Genomic DNA, 16,097 nt, shown 5'->3' with positions numbered 1-16,097 from the left:
CGGAGTGGGTCCGCTTGCTGCCATGGGGTATGTAAAACAGGGTGTGTCGGGTCAAGGCGGAATGCGCAGGGCCTGATTCAGTGGGGACCATGACGGAATGCGCCTGATCTGTCCGAATTGTGACGCCGAATACGAAGTGGATGATGCCGCGATTCCCGAAGGGGGACGTGATGTGCAATGTTCAAACTGCGGCCACGCCTGGTTCCAGCTGCCGGCCGAAGTCGAGGCTGCGATAGCCGATGAAGAGGCGCTGTTCGGAGAGTCCGGCCCCGATCTGGACGAAGCGCCCGAACCCGAAAGCCTGCCGCAAACGCCCGCCCGCCGGACGCTTGACGAAAACCTGATGGCGGTTCTGCGCGAAGAGGCCGAACGCGAAGCCGCCGCCCGCAGGGCCGAAGCCGCCCCCATCGAAACCCAGACCGAGATGCCGCTTTCCGCACCCGATGTCGCGGCAGGTGGCGGGCTTGCGGCGGCGGCAGCGCGACGCATCGCGCGGCTCAAGGGCGCGGACCCCGAAGCCGCACCCCCGCCCGAACCGGCCAAGCCGCCGTCACGCCGCGGATTGCTGCCCGATATCGAGGAAATCAACTCGTCGCTCCGGTCCGGCGCGGCCGATGTCGATGCGGCAAGCGCCGACGAACCCGCCGCGCGCAGCGGTTTTCGCAGCGGTTTCGTCCTGTCGCTTCTGATCGCCGCAGGGGCTGCCGGGGCCTATGCGATGGCGCCGAAGATTTCCGAACAGATCCCCGCCTCGAAGGGTGCGATGGATGGCTATGTCCAGACCGTCGATGCCGGCCGGCTGTGGCTTGACGGCGCGATGCGTCGTGCGACGGCGGCGATTCAGGGGCTGACCGCCGACAGCGGAGAATGATTCAGAACATATCCAGAAGGCGGCGCAGATAGTTGCGCTCGCCTTCGGGCCGCGCCTGTTCGCCTGAACGGCGGCGGATTTCGTCAAGCAGGTCTTGTGCGCGGCGATAGACATCCTGCCCTTGCAGCATGTTCCGGTCCGAACCGATGCGCGCCGAATTGCCCGGTTCGCGGCCCAGGGGATCGCGCTGGCCATTCGGATCGGCCTGACCGAATTCTTCGCCCTGCGCCGCATCGCCCTGCCGCTGGGTCTCGGCAAGGGCGTCGCCGAAATTCTGCATCCCGTCGCGCATCGCTTCCATCGCCTCGGCCTGCCGGTCCAGTGCGCGCGGCAAGTCGCCGTCGCGCAGGGCATCTTCGGCCTCGTCCATGGCGCGGCCGGCACGGTCAAGCTGGCGGCGGCCTTCCTCGCCCTGCTCGCTGCCGTCACCGGGAAGCTGCCCGCCCTGCAACTGGCCAAGTTTGTCGCGCAGCTCGCGCTGGCGGTCGGCAAGGCTTTGTCCGCCCTTGCCTTCGCCCTTGCCCTCACCCTGATCCTGCCCTTGCTCGCCCTCGCCTTCCTGCCCGTCCTGCAGATCGCGGAAGGCATCGTCCGACAGGCCCTGCTGGTTGCGCAGCGTATCCTGCAAATCGCGCATCGCCTGCTGCCCGGGGCCGCCCTGACCCTGACCTTGGCCCTGCCCCTGCACCACCTGCATGTTTTCCATCAGCTGGCGCAGCATCTCCATCAGCTGCTGGGCCTCGGCGGTCTTGCCCTCTTCCATCAGCTTTTGCAGCTCGTCCAGCATCTGCTGCAACTGGTCGGCCGACATCTGCATGCCGTCCATATTCTGCGACTGCTGCTGGTCGGGGTTCTTTTCCGCCTCTTGCGCCAACTGGCGCATGTAATCGTTCATCGCCTGACGCAGCTCTTTCATCAGCTGGTCGATTTCGGATTTGTCCGCCCCGTTCCTGATCGCCTCGTCCAGCCGGTCCTGCGCGCGACGCAGGTTTTCAAGCGCCGAGGCAAGGTCGCCTTCATCGACCATCAACGCGATTTGCCAAAGCTCCTCGGCCATCGTGTCGCGGGCTTCGGGCGTCAGCGTGGCGGCCTGCGTGTCAAGATCGCGCATCAACACGCGCAGCCGCAAATAGGCGCGCTGGTTCCGGATCATATCTTCGGGGCGATGGGTGACCGCTTTCAGGATCTGCGCGACCTGCGGCGCATTGCTGCGGTTCCACAAAAGATCGCGGCGCATTTCGATCAGGGCAGCGGCGAAGGGGTCGAAGAAACGCTTGCCCGGAAGGGTAATATGCAGGGCTTCGGCCCGGCCGGTCTGGTTGGCCCCGTCCGTGACCGAAAAGGTCATGGTGACGGGCAGGTTGGCAAAGGGGTGCTTCGACAGGTCATCGACCAATGTCTCGGTGAACTCGGCGCGGCTGCCATGCACCGGCAAGGGCAGGTCCAGAACGGCAGCCTCGCGCGGTTCGGGGTCGACCGTCAGCCCGTAAACCCGCTGCACGGCGGCAAGGTCGAGCGCGATGCTCACCTGACCCGAGGCGATGCCGTAATCGTCCTTGGCGCTGAACTTCTGCTTCAGCTTGCCGTCGGCTTCCCGCGCAACCGTCTTGTCCGGCGTGACGCTCGGCGCGGCATCCGGTGTGGCGGTGAACTCCCAGGCGCGACCGCCCGGACCATCGACCGAAACCTTGCCCGACTGGCGCAGGGTGAAATCATGCACAGGCTCTGACGCCGCCGGAACCTCGGTCCGCTGCGAGACGGTTTCCGAAAGCGTCAGATCGCCCACTTCGCCGTATAGCCGGAATTGCAGGCGGGTGCCGACCGGCAAGGACAGCGCGGTCTGGTCGACCTCGTTCAGATAGATCGTCGGTTTTCCGGTATAGGCGGGCGGCTGGGCCCATCCCTCCCATGTCGGCCCTGCCGCGATATTCGCACCCGATCCCGGAGCAAGCGCCTCGACCGACGTGACGCGCCAGAGCGAGCCGAACATCAGCGCCATGACAAAGGCCGTCAGCGCGACATAGCGCAGGGCAAACGGGTCGCGGCTGGCAAGACGCAGGTCGGGTTCGACGGCGCTTGCACCCGCCGCGCGGGCTGCCATGCGGGCGCGGTGCGCTTGCCATACCGCCAACGAGGCCGGATCGCCCGCGCCAATCGCCTGCGTATCGGTCAAGGCCGCAAGCGGGCGTCCGGGAAGCCGCTGGTCAAGCCGGATCAGCGCCTCGGTCCGTGTCGGGCGCCGGAACTGCCGGAACCCGCGCCAAAGAAAGCCAAGTGCTGCAAGCCCCGCCAGAATCAGCGCAGGCCAAGCCACCTCGATCGGCAAAAGATCCTGCAACCCGAAGGCAAGCGCGGAAAGCGTGGCGATCAGAACCGTCCAGAGCGGCCAAAGGCACCGCACAAGCCGTTCAGCCCACAGCCCCAGCAGCGTAAGCCGTAGGGGGCGGGCAATGGCCTTGAACATGCTGGCACTGTCGTCTGTCATCGGCCTCCGCCGCTTGGGCGGCCCTTTGGGACCGGCCGGATCACAACCATTCGGGGATGGTATCGCGGTTCAGGATTTCGTCAAAGGTCGGTCTTTGGCGAATGACGGCGAAGTGATCCCCCTTCACCAGAACCTCGGGCACAAGCGGGCGGGTGTTGTATTCCGACGCCATCACCGCGCCATAGGCACCCGCCGAACGAAAGGCGACCAGATCGCCCTCGTGCATCGGGGCGACGGGGCGGGCCTTGGCAAAGGTATCGCCCGTTTCGCAGACGGGGCCGACCACGTCATAGACCGCAGCCTCGGTCGCGGCGGCAGGCTCGACGACCGGAACGATGTCATGATGCGCGTCATACATCGACGGCCGGACCAGATCGTTCATCGCCGCGTCGAGGATCAGGAAATCACGCCCCTCGCCATTCTTCACATAGACGACCGAGGCGACCAGCAATCCCGCATTTCCCGAAATCAGCCGACCCGGTTCGATTTCGATCTCGCAGCCCAGATCGCCCACGGTGCGCTTGATAAGCGCGCCATAATCCAGCGGCAGGGGCGGCGCTTCGTTCGAACGGGTGTAGGGGATGCCTAGCCCCCCGCCCAGATCGAGACGGCGGATATCATGCCCGTCGGCGCGCAACTGCCGTGTCAGATCCGCCACCTTGAGATAGGCCTGCTCGAAGGGCGCAAGGTCGGTCAACTGGCTGCCGATATGCACATCGACCCCGATCACCTCGATGCCGGGCAAGCGTGCCGCTTCGGCATAGACCTCGCGCGCGCGGGCAATGGGGATGCCGAACTTGTTTTCGGATTTGCCCGTCGCGATCTTGGCATGGGTCTTGGCATCGACATCGGGGTTGACGCGGATGGTGATGGGCGCGGTCAGGCCGAGCGAGGTCGCAACCTCGGACAGGGCGTGCAATTCAGGCTCGCTTTCCACGTTGAATTGCCTGATCCCGCCGGTCAGCGCCAGACGCATCTCGTCCCGTGTCTTGCCCACGCCGGAAAACACGATGCGGTTTCCCGGCACACCGGCGGCGCGGGCGCGACGGTACTCGCCGCCCGAAACCACATCCATTCCTGCGCCAAGGTCGCCAAGCAGTTTCAGCACCGCCACATTGGACAGCGACTTGATCGCAAAGCACACCATGTGCGGCAGGGGCGACAGGGCCTCGGTAAACAGGTGGTAATGCCGTGTCAGCGTGGCGGCGGAATAGACATAGAACGGCGTGCCGACCTCGGCCGCGATCTCGCTGATCGGCACATCCTCGGCATGAAGGGTGCCGTTCTTGTAAAGGAAATGATCCATCGCACACGCCCTTGCCGCCAATACGCTTGCCGCGTGCTATATCAGATGGAACGCGTGGCGCAATTCGCGCGGGCAGGGTTTGCCCGCACGGCCACGATCACATCGGCCCTGTCGGCCCTAGAGCGAACCGGTCACGCCGACGCGCGCTTCGCCCGTGATGGCAACACCGGTCTGCGGCTTCTCGGGCGCGCCATCGGCCCCGCAGGCGGTCAGCGCAAAAACGGCCAGTAGGATAAGATGTTTCATGAATCGCCTCTGGTTCAACGGGTTGCGGCGCCGTCATGCGCCTTGATCGAGATGGAAGGATAGACCCGCAGATCGGCGCCGCCAATGTGGATTACGCCGTTCACCGGATATCCGCAGGCCGAGACCGAAAGCAGCACGAGTAAAGCACGCGGGGCCACCTCAGGCCAATGCCGCCTTCCAGCGCGCCACCTGCCCGCGAACCTGTTCGGGCGCCGTCCCGCCATAGGATGTCCGCGAGCGGACCGAATTCTCCACACCAAGAACATCGAACACCTCCGCGCGGATGCCCGTATGCACCGATTGCATATCGGCAAGCGACAGGTCCGGCAGGTCGCAGCCCTTGGATTCGGCCAGTGCGACCAGCGTTCCCGTCACATGATGCGCTTCGCGGAAGGGCAAACCAAGCGCGCGCACCAGCCAATCCGCAAGATCGGTCGCGGTCGAGAAACCCGAAGCCGCCGCCTGCGCCAGAACCTCGCGGTTGGCTGTCATGTCGGTGACCATGCCGGTCATGGCGGCCAACGCCAGCATCAGCGTATCGGCGGCGTCGAACACCTGTTCCTTGTCCTCTTGCATATCCTTGGAATAGGTCAGCGCCAGACCCTTCATGATGGTGAAAAGCGCCACCGTCGCGCCAAGGATGCGGCCCAGCTTGGCGCGCAGCAGTTCCGCCGCGTCGGGGTTCTTCTTCTGCGGCATGATCGACGAGCCGGTGGTCCACTTGTCCGAAAGCCGGACGAAGCGGAACTGTGCGCTCGACCAGATCACCAGTTCCTCGGCAAAACGCGACAGGTGCATCGCGCAGATGCTCGAGGCGGAAAGGAACTCTAGGGCAAAGTCGCGGTCCGATACCGAATCGAGGCTGTTCGCCGTGGGCCGGTCGAACCCCAGCGCCTGTGCCGTCGCGTGGCGGTCGATGGGAAAGGACGTGCCCGCCAAGGCGGCAGCACCAAGGGGGCATTCGTTCATCCGCGCCCGCGCATCCGCAAAACGGCTGCGGTCACGGGCGAGCATCTCGACATAGGCCATCATGTGGTGACCCCATGTCACGGGCTGCGCCGTTTGCAGGTGGGTGAAGCCCGGCATGACCCAGTCGGCACCGGCTTCGGCCTGCGAAAGAAAGGCCTTCATCAGTTCCGTCAGGCCGGAGATGGCCGCGTCGCACTGGTCGCGCACCCATAGCCGGAAATCCACCGCGACCTGATCATTGCGCGACCGCGCCGTGTGCAACCGCCCCGCCGGCTCGCCGATGATCTCTTTCAGCCGCGACTCGACATTCATGTGAATGTCTTCCAGATCGGTGCGGAACGGGAAATTCCCGCCTTCGATCTCTGACAAGACCGTGAGAAGCCCTTTCCCGATCGCCTCGGCATCCTTATTGGTCAGGATACCCGTGGCGGCAAGCATGGCCGCATGGGCACGAGAGCCTGCGATATCCTGCGCGTAAAGCCGTTTGTCGAAGCCGATTGAGGCGTTGATCGCCGTCATGATGGCATCCGGACCTTCGGCGAAACGCCCGCCCCACATCTGGTTGGCGGCTTTGGATGTCGCGGTATCGGTCATGATGCGGCCTTTGCGAGGTGATATGCGGCAGATCTGGTTGGCGGTTCTTTATACGGCCTTGATGCTTGGTGCAAATCCGGCTGCCGCCGATGTGGCCGCCCTGCGCGAGGGCGACATGAAGAAACTGGCGCTTCACGAAACGCCGGTCGATCTGCCCGAGGCGGTGTTTCTGGACGAGGCCGACACTCCCCATCCGCTGGCCGACTGGCGCGGCAAATGGGTCGTGCTGAATTTCTGGGCCACATGGTGCGCGCCCTGCCGCAAGGAGATGCCGTCGCTCGACCGTTTGCAGGCCGCGATGCCCGGGCTGGCAGTTGTGCCCGTGGCGACCGGACGCAATGCTGTCGAGGGTATCCAGCGGTTCTATGAAGAGGCAGGCGTGACCGGCCTGCCGATCCTGCGCGACCCGAAATCCGACCTTGCGCGGGCGATGGGTGTGCTGGCCCTGCCCGTGACGGTGATCCTGAACCCGCAAGGGCAGGAAGTGGCGCGGCTGATCGGCGATGCCGAATGGGACAGCGACAATGCCAAGGCCGTGCTGGCGGCCATGATGTCGGAAGCGGCGGGGGGCTAGCCCCCCGCACCCCCCAGAGTATTTGGGCAAAGGTGAAATCAGGCGAAAGAAGCCGCATGTCCATGCGACGGGCAGGTGACGAGGTGGTCGTTCACCATGCCGACGGCCTGCATGAAGGCGTAGACGATCGTCGGGCCGCAGAATTTGAACCCGTCTTGCCTGAGCTGTTTTGACAGGGCGACCGAGGCGGGCGTTTGCGCGGGAATATCGGCCCCGCTTCGGGGTTGGTTCTGTTGCGGGCGGTGGCCCACATGCTTCCACAGATAAGGTGAGAAACCCTCGTCCGCCTCGATCCGCAGGTAGGCGCGGGCTGACAGGATCGTTCCTTCGATCTTGCCGCGGTGGCGTATGATCCCCGGATCGCCAAGCAGGCGCGTCACCTCGGGCTCGCCCCACTGCGCGATGGTTGCCGGATCGAACCCCGCGAAGGCGGCGCGGAACGTCTCGCGCCGCCGCAAGATGGTGATCCACGACAGACCGGCCTGAAACCCCTCGAGCATCAGGCATTCCCACAAGGCCCGCGGGTCGCGCTGCGGAATGCCCCATTCTTGATCATGATAGGTGACATAGAGCGGGTCGGTCCCGCACCAGGGGCAACGGTCTGACATGCTATTTCCTATCCGCATTCACCCCGTGTTTACGGCTGGGGCGCATCTTTGTCGACAAAGGGGTGTCATGGGGGTGACCGAATGCAGATGCAAAAGACAATCGACAGCGCCGGCGAAAGCCCGCTGTCATGGGCCGTTGCCGAAAATGACCGGCAGGTTCTGGGAATGGTCGCGGAAGCGGTAAAGGAACGGCGCCTGCGTCTGGCTTACCAGCCGGTCGTCGTGGCGGCCAATCCGGGACGGAACGGCTTTCACGAGGGGCTTATGCGCGTGCTTGACCGGACGGGGCGCGTGATTCCGGCGCGCGATTTCATGTCTGTGGTCGAACAGCAGGAACTCGGGCGCGAAATCGACTGTGCCGCGCTTGCCATGGGGCTGGATGCTCTGCGACGCCATCGCGACCTGCGCCTGTCTGTCAACATGTCGGCGCGGTCTATCGGATGGCCACGCTGGATGCGGATTCTGCAAAACGGCTTGCAGGGCACCGATGGCGTGGGCGAGCGTCTCATCCTCGAAATCACCGAAACCAGTGCAATGACCGTGCCCGAGGTCGTGGCGGCCTTCATGGTAGACCTGCGGCGCAAGGGGATATCCTTTGCGCTTGACGGTTTCGGCGCAGGCCAGACGGCCCTTCGCCACTTCCGCGAATTTTCCTTCGATGTCCTCAAGGTCGATAGCCAGTTCACCCGCGCCATCCATCTGGATGCCGACAATCAGGTGCTGATGGCGGCTTTCCTGTCCATCGCGCGGCAATTCGACATGATCTGCGTTGCGCAAGGGGTCGAGCATGAGGCCGAGGCCGCGTGGCTGACGGCGCTCGGCGTCGATTGTCTGCAGGGATATTACTTCGCCGCACCATCCGTTCTGCCGAGTTGGGAGGCGGCCGCCAAGGCGACGGTGTGAAAAACCGTTCGATCAACTAACGGTGGCACGTCATTTGCCGTTTTGCACCTTGCGGCGTAGCGCCAGAACGGCGCCGCCTATCGCAAAGGGGCATCCCATGACGGCGGTTTTTCAAACGGGTGATGTGCGGACGGGTGAGGCGCCATTTGGCTTGGACGAGACCTTCTTCTCGCGGACCGACGGGCGCGGCGTGATCCGGGCCTATAACGATGTGTTCATGCGCATCAGCGGCTTTCCGGCGGCAGAACTGCGCAACGCGCCGCACCGCCTGATCCGGCATCCCGACATGCCCAAGGGGGTGTTCCAGCTGTTGTGGGACGGGATCCAGTCGGGCTATCCCGTCGCGGCCTATGTGAAGAACAAGGCCAAGGACGGGCGATACTACTGGGTGCTTGCCTTGGTGACGCCGTGCAACGGCGGCTATCTCTCGGTCCGGATGAAACCCACAAGCGGCCTTTTCGCGCAGGTCGTGGCCGAATATGCGGCCCTGCTCGCGGCCGAGCGCGATGAAAAGCTGACCCCGCCGCAATCGGCGGCGCGGCTGCTGGGGCGGCTGACCGAACTTGGCTTTGCGCGGTATGCCAACTTTCAGGCCCGCGCCCTTGCAAGCGAATTTGTCGCGCATGACGCCGCCCTGCGCGCAGAGCCTGACGGGCGCATCGCGGCGATGCTGCGCCTTGCAGAGCAGGCCGAAACCATTCGCGCCCAGAAGGCACGGGTTACGGCCGATCTGCGGCGCTTGCAGCTTGTGCCGGTCAACATGCGCATCATCTCGGCAAGGATCGAACGCTCGGGTGGACCGCTTGGCGCAATCGCCGACAATTACCGCGACCTTGCGGGCACCGTCATGCGCGAACTCAACCGTCTCTTGGGCGATGGCGATGCCGCTTCACCCTTCGTGATGGCGGGTGAAGAGGCGGCCTTGTTCCAGCATGGAGCCTCGCGCCTGATGCGGATGGCCGAACGGCAATTCGCCCGTCAGACGATGGCCGGCGACGGCATCGACATCGCCGCAGAGCGCAGCGCGCTTGCAGCCTTGGCCGCCGACTACGACGCCCAAGCCTCCGAGGCGCTTGTCGGTCTGGCGCGCATCTCGGGGCGGCTGGTGGCCGATATCGGTTCGCTTCGCCGCGCCATCGTTGCGCTTGATTCGATCCGTATCATGAGCCGTGTCGAATGCGGACGGATGCCGAAACCGCACGAGGGGCTGGCCTCGCTGATCACGGCGCTCGACGGGTTCCATTCGGGTCTGGATGCCCATCTCTACAAGATCGCGGGCGCCGCACAGTCGGTAAGGGAGGAAGCCGATCTGATCGGCACATAAGGTAAAGGGGCGCAAACCCTGCGCCCCTTAAACCCGATAGAAAGACCGCCGCCAGCTTAACTCGTTACGCGAACAAGGTAACAACCAGTACCGACACACTCGTTACACACACACGATACTCAGCCACTCGTAAAACTCACCAGCGGCGGTCGAATATCGGTATACATCCGGCTGTGCGGCGCCGAAACGGCGGGGTGACGAGGCGTTCATAAAGGTGATGATTTGGTTACCAAGCGGACGAAACTGACGAATTTGTCGAGTTTGGACGGATCTGCAAATTCGTCATTTGACGAAATCGACACGGCCGATGACGAATTTGCACAGTTTTTCTGTCCGAACGGCATCACATCCGGCGTTTATGCAACGGTTTGTGACCAAGGTATCGTCAGGCCATCCCGAAGGCTGGCCCGAAGCGACTGCAGGATATAAATTGGTCACAAGCTTGGGGGCTTGATATCGATGGACCTTATATGAACAAGCCCTTGCTTGCGCTTTGCGCGTTTTTGTCCCTGATCCCCGCCTCGCTTTCCGCACAGGAACAACGTGTCACCCTTGGATGGGGCCGGCTTCTGACAAATGACATTCTCGGCGACGGCCGCGACCGCTGGCGGTCAGGCTCGTACAGCCTGTCGCGCGTGCGGGGCACGGAATGGTCGGGCGCGCTGCCCGCGACCGCAGGTCAAATCCTCGAATTCCGCGCCGTCGGCGAGACGATCGCCCCCGCCGATCTGCTTGTTGCCGATCCGAACGACCGCCGCTTCGTCGGCGCGTTGACCTTCGGATTGCACACCCATTTCGACTGGCACGGGATCGAAACCAGCCTTGGCGCAAACATCGTGATTACCGGCCCCCAGACCGGAGCGAGCGATCTTCAATCCAACATCCATGATCTGCTCGGCCTTGGTGAACCGCAAGTCTACGACACCCAGATCGACGATGCCTTCTATCCGACCGCCCAGGCCGAGATGGGCAGACGCATCGCGCTTTCCAACGCCGAATTGCGCCCCTTCGTCGAGGCGCAGGCCGGTGTCGAAACCTTCGTCCGTGTCGGTGCCGACCTCAGCTTCGGCGGCTTCACCCGCGAGGCGCTGATGCTGCGCGACGGCCCGAGCGGCCAGCGTTACCGCGCCGTCGCCGGAAGCCGGACTTCGGGCCTGAGCCTTGTCATGGGCGGCGACATCGCGCGCGTGTTCGACAGCCATTATTTCGAGGATGGCGACGCCGCGCAGCCCAATGACACGCGCAGCCGCCTGCGCGCGGGCGTGCATTGGCAGGGCGACCGGTCCGAGGTGTTCTATGGCGTGACATGGCTTGGCAAGGAATTCACCACCCAGCCCGAATCGCAGATGATCGGCTCGGTGAACCTGCGGCTGAACTTCTGAACGAATTCCGAAACTTCGCTGCGCAGTGTTGCGCTTGGGATATAGCCAAAGGTCTGTAAGCCTGCTAGCCTTTCGTCATAAACAAGAAAAAACGAGCAGACGGTAACAGGCAATGAAAACGGGCTCTCGCGGCACGTTTGTCATCTCTTGGGCGCAGACGGAAGTGGATGGTTTGGCGGCGTCGACACTCGACTCGCTGACCGTGGGTGTGGCTTGGCGCTGGACGGGGGAAGCCGTCCGGGTTGATCGCACGCAGGATACGCTTCTTCTGGAAGGGCACGAGGGCAAGGCAGACATGCAAAAACGTGCGGCGCGCATGGTGCGCCGCCTTGTCGGCGCTGCGATGGAACGCGCGTCCGCCGACGAAGCCGCTTCGGAACAGGACGAGGACGAACCCGACCAGGGCTTCATCGTGACCGACGGTCACCAAAGCTTTTCCGTGACGGTGATAGACGTGCCGTCAAGTTCGGCGCGACTTCTGATGTTCTATGGCGAGTTGCCGCCGAAAGACGCCGATCTTTGGGTCGTGCGCACCCAGATAGATCGCACGCATTCCGGTGCGGGCGCGGTCGAGGCCGGCGGTGTGATCTGCTTCACGCCTGAAACGCGCATCGCGACACCGGTTGGCCCGCGCTTGATCCGCTCGCTCCGTGCAGGAGACAGGGTGCTGACCAAGGACAACGGCCCGCAAGAGATTCTGTGGACCGGAAGCCGCCGCATGACCGGCGCGCGGCTCTACGCCATGCCGCACCTCCGGCCCGTCCGGTTCCGCGCGGGGGCCTATGGCGTCGGGCGGCCCGAGCCTGACCTTCTGGTTTCGCCGCAACACCGTATGCTGTTGCGCGGGCCTGCGGCGCAGGCCCTGTTCAACACGCCCGAAGTCCTCGTGCGGGCGCAGGACCTGTTGAACGACACCACCGTGACCGTCGACTATGCCCTGCGCGAGGTGACCTACGTTCACATCCTGTTGGAACGGCACAACATCGTTTTCGCCAACGGGATCGAGACGGAAAGCTTTCACCCGTCGAATACCGCGCTCGACACGATCGATCCCGACCAGCGCGAGGGCTTGCTTGGCCTCTTGCCGCAGATCGCGGTCAATCCGCAAAGCTACGGCGATTACGCGCGGCGCAACCTTTCGGCGTCCGAAGCCTCGATCCTGCGGCACGATGTTGCGGCCTGAGGCTGGTTGACTCTGCTTCAACGGGCTGTATAAGCCCCTCAACTCCGGCCGAAAGGTCGGGGTTTTTCATTGGTGTTGGTGGCCCCCGCAAGGGGAAGCCTGTCGTCCCCCCGGGGAAAAGGACAACGCCCTTCGTAACTTAGAAGGAGATCAGCGGTGACCAAACGCACCTCTGCCAAGCACAAGATCGACCGCCGCATGGGCGAAAACATCTGGGGACGTCCGAAGTCTCCGGTGAACAAGCGCGAATACGGCCCCGGCCAGCACGGCCAGCGCCGCAAGAACAAGCTGTCGGACTTCGGTACGCAGCTGCGCGCCAAGCAGAAACTCAAGGGTTACTACGGCGACCTGACCGAAAAGCAGTTCCGCAAAATCTACGGCGAAGCTGAACGCGTCAAGGGCGACACCGGCGAGATGCTGGTTGGCCTGCTCGAGCGTCGTCTCGATGCGGTCGTCTACCGCGCGAAATTCGTCCCGACGATCTTTGCCGCGCGCCAGTTCGTGAACCACGGCCACGTCACCGTGAACGGCAAGCGCGTCAACATCGCGTCCTACCGCGTCAAGGAAGGCGATGTCGTCGAAGTGCGCCAGAAGTCGAAGCAGATGGCTCTGGTTCTGGAAGCCGTCGCCCTGACCGAGCGTGACGTTCCCGACTACATCGAAGTCGACCACTCGAAAATGGTCGCGACCTTCGTGCGCACGCCGTCGCTGGGCGATGTGCCCTATCCGGTCCAGATGGAACCGAACCTCGTCGTCGAATACTACGCGAAGAACTGATCTTCGCTTCTTGTGCTACGAAAGGCCCGCCCCTTGTGGCGGGCCTCTTGCTTTTTGCGCGCTGCGGTCCATTTCGCTTGGCATGAAAAACACATTGGAAGATCGTTTCGAACGCGGCTTGTTCGCATCGCGCTGGCTGATGGCGCCGATGTATCTTGGTCTGGTGGTCGCGCTGGGCATGCTCACCGTGATTTTCCTGCGCGAGCTTGTCTATTACGCGCCGCAAATCCTGACGCTGTCCCCCGAAAAGACCATTCTGGTCGTCCTCACGCTGATCGACCTGACGCTGGCGGCAAATCTTTTGTTGATCGTGATGTTTTCGGGTTACGAGAATTTCGTTTCGAAATTCGATTTCGACGCGGGGGCGGACCGTCCGGAATGGATGGGCAAGGTCGACTTCGGCGGCCTGAAAATGAAGCTCATCGCCTCGATCGTCGCGATTTCGGGTATCCATCTTCTGAAGCGCTTCATGGAAATCGGAAATCCGGGTTCCCCGCCTGTCGATGACCGGACACTGATGTGGCTGACGGGCATCCATCTGACCTTTGTCGTTTCCGGCGTTCTCATGGCGCTGATGGACTGGCTGCAATCGCGCAGCAAATAAAAGGCTGCGGCGATTCAACCGGAGAAACCCACTGGCCTTGCGGCTGCGCCATCGTTAGAAGCCGCGTGACAGGGGGGAGTTCCATGACCGACGCCATCAAACCGCAGCCCGGCATCCTTGACATTGCTCTGTATCAGGGCGGCAAGGCGCATGTGGCGGGCGTGCAGAATGCGGTCAAGCTGTCATCGAACGAAAACCCCTTCGGCCCTTCGGACAAGGCCAAGGAAGCCTTTGCCCGCACGGTCCATTCGCTGCATCGCTACCCCAACACCGACCACGCCGCCTTGCGCGAGGCGATTGCCGAAGTGCATCGCCTCGACCCCGAGCGGGTGATCTGCGGCGTGGGTTCCGACGAGATCATCACATTCCTCTGTCAGGCCTATGCCGGCCCCAAGGACGAGGTGGTCTTCACCGAACACGGCTTTCTTATGTATCGGATTTCGGCGCTTGCGGTCGGGGCCACGCCCGTCGAGGTGGCCGAGCGTGAACGCACGACCGATGTCGATGCGATCCTTGCCGCCTGCAACCGGCGCACAAAACTGGTGTTCATCGCCAACCCGAACAATCCGACCGGCACGATGATTTCGATGGCCGATGTCCAGCGTCTGGCCGAAGGGATGCCAAAGCAAGCCATCCTCGTTCTCGACGGGGCCTATGCCGAATATGTCGACGGCTACGACGGCGGTCTTGCCCTGATCGAAAGCCGCAGCAATGTCGTCATGACGCGGACCTTCTCGAAAATCTATGGTCTGGGCGGATTGCGGATCGGTTGGGGCTACGGGCCAAAGGCGATCATCGACGTCTTGAACCGCATCCGCGGCCCGTTCAACCTGTCGAACACGCAGCTTGAAACCGCAGAAGCTGCGGTCCGCGATCAGGAATTCGTCGCCAAGTGCCGTTCCGAAAACGCCCGCATGCGGCACTGGCTGTCCGAGGCGCTGGCCGAATTGGGTGTGCCCTCGGATACCTCGATGGCGAATTTTGTCCTCGCCCGCTTTGCCTCTGACGAGGAAGCCGCCGCCTGCGATACCTTCCTTCAGGCCCAAGGGCTGATCGTGCGGCGCGTTGCGGGTTACAAGCTGCCGCATTGTCTGCGCATCACCATCGGTGACGAGGCCGCTTGCCGCCGCGTTGCACATGCCGTGGCGCAGTTCAAAGGTGTGAAATGACTGCCAAGCCCGCGCCGATCTATGACCGTGTAGCTTTCATCGGGCTTGGGCTTATCGCTTCCTCGATGGCACTGGCGATCCGCCAATTCGGATTGGCACGCGAGATCACCGGCCACGCAAAGTCGGCGGAAACGCGGGCGACGGCGTTGGAAATCGGCCTTTGCGACAAGGTGTTCGACACAGCGGCGCAAGCCGTCGACGGTGCCGATCTGGTCGTGCTTTGCGTGCCCGTGGGTGCTATGGGCGAAATTGCCGCCGAAATCGCCCCTCGCCTGAAGGCGGGTGCCTGCGTCAGCGACGTCGGCTCGGTGAAGCAGGCGGTGATTGCAGCCGTTGCTCCGCATATTCCCGCCGACGTGGCCTTTGTGCCCGCCCATCCGCTTGCAGGAACGGAACATTCCGGCCCAAGGTCGGGCTTCGCGACCCTGTTCCAGAACCGCTGGTGCCTTTTGACGCCGACCGAAACCTCGACCCCGGAAGCGACCTCGCGCCTGCGCGCCTTGTGGGAGGGTATGGGGGCGAATGTCGATGAAATGGACGCCGCCCACCATGATCTCGTGCTGGCAGTCGTGTCGCATACCCCGCACCTGATCGCCTACACCATGGTGGGCGTGGCCGATCATTTGCGGCGCGTGTCGAATTCGGAAGTGATCAAGTATTCCGCGTCGGGGTTTCGGGACTTTACCCGTATCGCGGCGTCGGACCCGACGATGTGGCGGGATGTGTTTTTGACCAACAAGGATGCCGTGCTGGATATCCTCGGCCGTTTTACCGAGGAATTGTTCGTCCTGCAGCGGGCCATCCGGATGGGAGATGGTGACGAGTTGCATGCCTATTTCACCCGCACCCGCGCGATCCGTCGCGGGATCATCGAGGCCGGACAGGATACTGCCGCCCCCGATTTCGGCCGCGTGGCCGCCAAGAAAGATGCCTAGGTGATCCGTCTGGCCCTTGCTGCCCTGTTGGTGGCAGGCAGTGCCGCGCAGGCTGAAATGACGACCTCGCTGCGCCCTCTGCCGCGCCCGATGGACATGGCATCTGCCCAGCCAGTCGCAGCCCCGGTTCGGCCGCGCCCGCGCCCGGCAACAGCCGCCCTGCCGCA

16 protein-coding genes are annotated in these 16,097 nt (G+C 63.4%); 10 read left to right on the top strand and 6 right to left on the bottom strand.

Annotated features, from left to right (window positions below; translation table 11 throughout):
- Positions 1-97: 97 nt before the first annotated feature.
- The gene (locus H7F16_RS05245) at positions 98-871 is read left to right on the top strand and encodes a zinc-ribbon domain-containing protein (RefSeq protein WP_185796469.1); all 774 of its coding nucleotides are present in this window, start codon (positions 98-100) and stop codon (positions 869-871) included.
- A 1-nt stretch (position 872) separates the two neighbouring features.
- On the opposite strand, the gene H7F16_RS05240 is transcribed toward H7F16_RS05245, so the two are convergent.
- The 5 genes from H7F16_RS05240 to argH all read right to left on the bottom strand — a co-directional run bounded on the left by H7F16_RS05240 (position 873) and on the right by argH (position 6,471).
- Positions 873-3,356 carry a TIGR02302 family protein gene (locus tag H7F16_RS05240; RefSeq protein WP_185796468.1) on the bottom strand — a complete coding sequence of 828 codons (2,484 nt, stop codon included), beginning with the start codon at positions 3,354-3,356 and terminating at the stop codon, positions 873-875.
- A 40-nt stretch (positions 3,357-3,396) separates the two neighbouring features.
- Positions 3,397-4,662, bottom strand: coding sequence for a diaminopimelate decarboxylase (lysA, locus tag H7F16_RS05235; RefSeq protein ID WP_185796467.1), 1,266 nt, complete (start codon positions 4,660-4,662; stop codon positions 3,397-3,399).
- A gap of 117 nt (positions 4,663-4,779) precedes the next feature.
- A complete protein-coding gene (locus H7F16_RS19835) occupies positions 4,780-4,908 on the bottom strand; it encodes a hypothetical protein (protein WP_277818345.1) in 129 nt (42 codons plus the stop codon).
- A 14-nt stretch (positions 4,909-4,922) separates the two neighbouring features.
- Positions 4,923-5,045, bottom strand: a complete 123-nt coding sequence (locus H7F16_RS19830; RefSeq protein ID WP_277818344.1) for a hypothetical protein — start codon at positions 5,043-5,045, stop codon at positions 4,923-4,925.
- 22 nt (positions 5,046-5,067) lie between these two features.
- Positions 5,068-6,471: an argininosuccinate lyase gene (argH, locus tag H7F16_RS05230; RefSeq protein ID WP_185796466.1), complete on the bottom strand. Its 1,404-nt coding sequence runs from the start codon at positions 6,469-6,471 to the stop codon at positions 5,068-5,070.
- 22 nt (positions 6,472-6,493) lie between these two features.
- Between argH and H7F16_RS05225 the strand changes: the two genes are divergently transcribed.
- Positions 6,494-7,045, top strand: coding sequence for a TlpA family protein disulfide reductase (locus H7F16_RS05225; RefSeq protein WP_185796465.1), 552 nt, complete (start codon positions 6,494-6,496; stop codon positions 7,043-7,045).
- 38 nt (positions 7,046-7,083) lie between these two features.
- On the opposite strand, the gene H7F16_RS05220 is transcribed toward H7F16_RS05225, so the two are convergent.
- A complete protein-coding gene (locus H7F16_RS05220) occupies positions 7,084-7,653 on the bottom strand; it encodes a DNA-3-methyladenine glycosylase I (protein WP_185796464.1) in 570 nt (189 codons plus the stop codon).
- Positions 7,654-7,734: 81 nt separating this feature from the next.
- Here H7F16_RS05220 and H7F16_RS05215 point away from each other — a divergent pair, with 81 nt between their 5' ends.
- The 8 genes from H7F16_RS05215 (at position 7,735) to H7F16_RS05180 (ending at position 15,930) form a co-directional block, all read left to right on the top strand.
- Positions 7,735-8,556 (top strand): EAL domain-containing protein, encoded by an 822-nt coding sequence (locus tag H7F16_RS05215; RefSeq protein ID WP_185796463.1) that lies wholly within the window; start codon positions 7,735-7,737, stop codon positions 8,554-8,556.
- A 97-nt stretch (positions 8,557-8,653) separates the two neighbouring features.
- Entirely contained in the window at positions 8,654-9,880 is a 1,227-nt protein-coding gene (locus H7F16_RS05210) for a PAS domain-containing protein (RefSeq protein ID WP_185796462.1), read from the top strand.
- Positions 9,881-10,350: 470 nt separating this feature from the next.
- Complete coding sequence (locus H7F16_RS05205; RefSeq protein WP_185796461.1) at positions 10,351-11,262, top strand: lipid A-modifier LpxR family protein; 912 nt, start codon at positions 10,351-10,353, stop codon at positions 11,260-11,262.
- A gap of 112 nt (positions 11,263-11,374) precedes the next feature.
- Positions 11,375-12,445 (top strand): Hint domain-containing protein, encoded by a 1,071-nt coding sequence (locus H7F16_RS05200; protein WP_185796460.1) that lies wholly within the window; start codon positions 11,375-11,377, stop codon positions 12,443-12,445.
- Between the two features lie 156 nt (positions 12,446-12,601).
- Positions 12,602-13,222, top strand: coding sequence for a 30S ribosomal protein S4 (gene rpsD / locus H7F16_RS05195; RefSeq protein WP_185796459.1), 621 nt, complete (start codon positions 12,602-12,604; stop codon positions 13,220-13,222).
- 82 nt (positions 13,223-13,304) lie between these two features.
- On the top strand, positions 13,305-13,826 hold the full coding sequence (locus tag H7F16_RS05190; RefSeq protein WP_185796458.1) for a TIGR00645 family protein: 522 nt from the start codon (positions 13,305-13,307) through the stop codon (positions 13,824-13,826).
- 83 nt (positions 13,827-13,909) lie between these two features.
- A complete protein-coding gene (gene hisC / locus H7F16_RS05185; RefSeq protein WP_185796457.1) occupies positions 13,910-14,995 on the top strand; it encodes a histidinol-phosphate transaminase in 1,086 nt (361 codons plus the stop codon).
- Positions 14,992-15,930 carry a prephenate/arogenate dehydrogenase family protein gene (locus H7F16_RS05180; RefSeq protein ID WP_185796456.1) on the top strand — a complete coding sequence of 313 codons (939 nt, stop codon included), beginning with the start codon at positions 14,992-14,994 and terminating at the stop codon, positions 15,928-15,930. Before hisC ends, H7F16_RS05180 begins: the two co-directional genes overlap by 4 nt.
- The last annotated feature ends 167 nt before the right edge of the window (positions 15,931-16,097 follow it).

This window comes from Paragemmobacter straminiformis (genome assembly GCF_014243445.1).
In the GTDB taxonomy this organism is placed as follows: domain Bacteria; phylum Pseudomonadota; class Alphaproteobacteria; order Rhodobacterales; family Rhodobacteraceae; genus Paragemmobacter; species Paragemmobacter straminiformis.
Note: the sequence above shows the minus strand (reverse complement) of the source record. Positions and strands in the feature narration are given on the sequence as shown.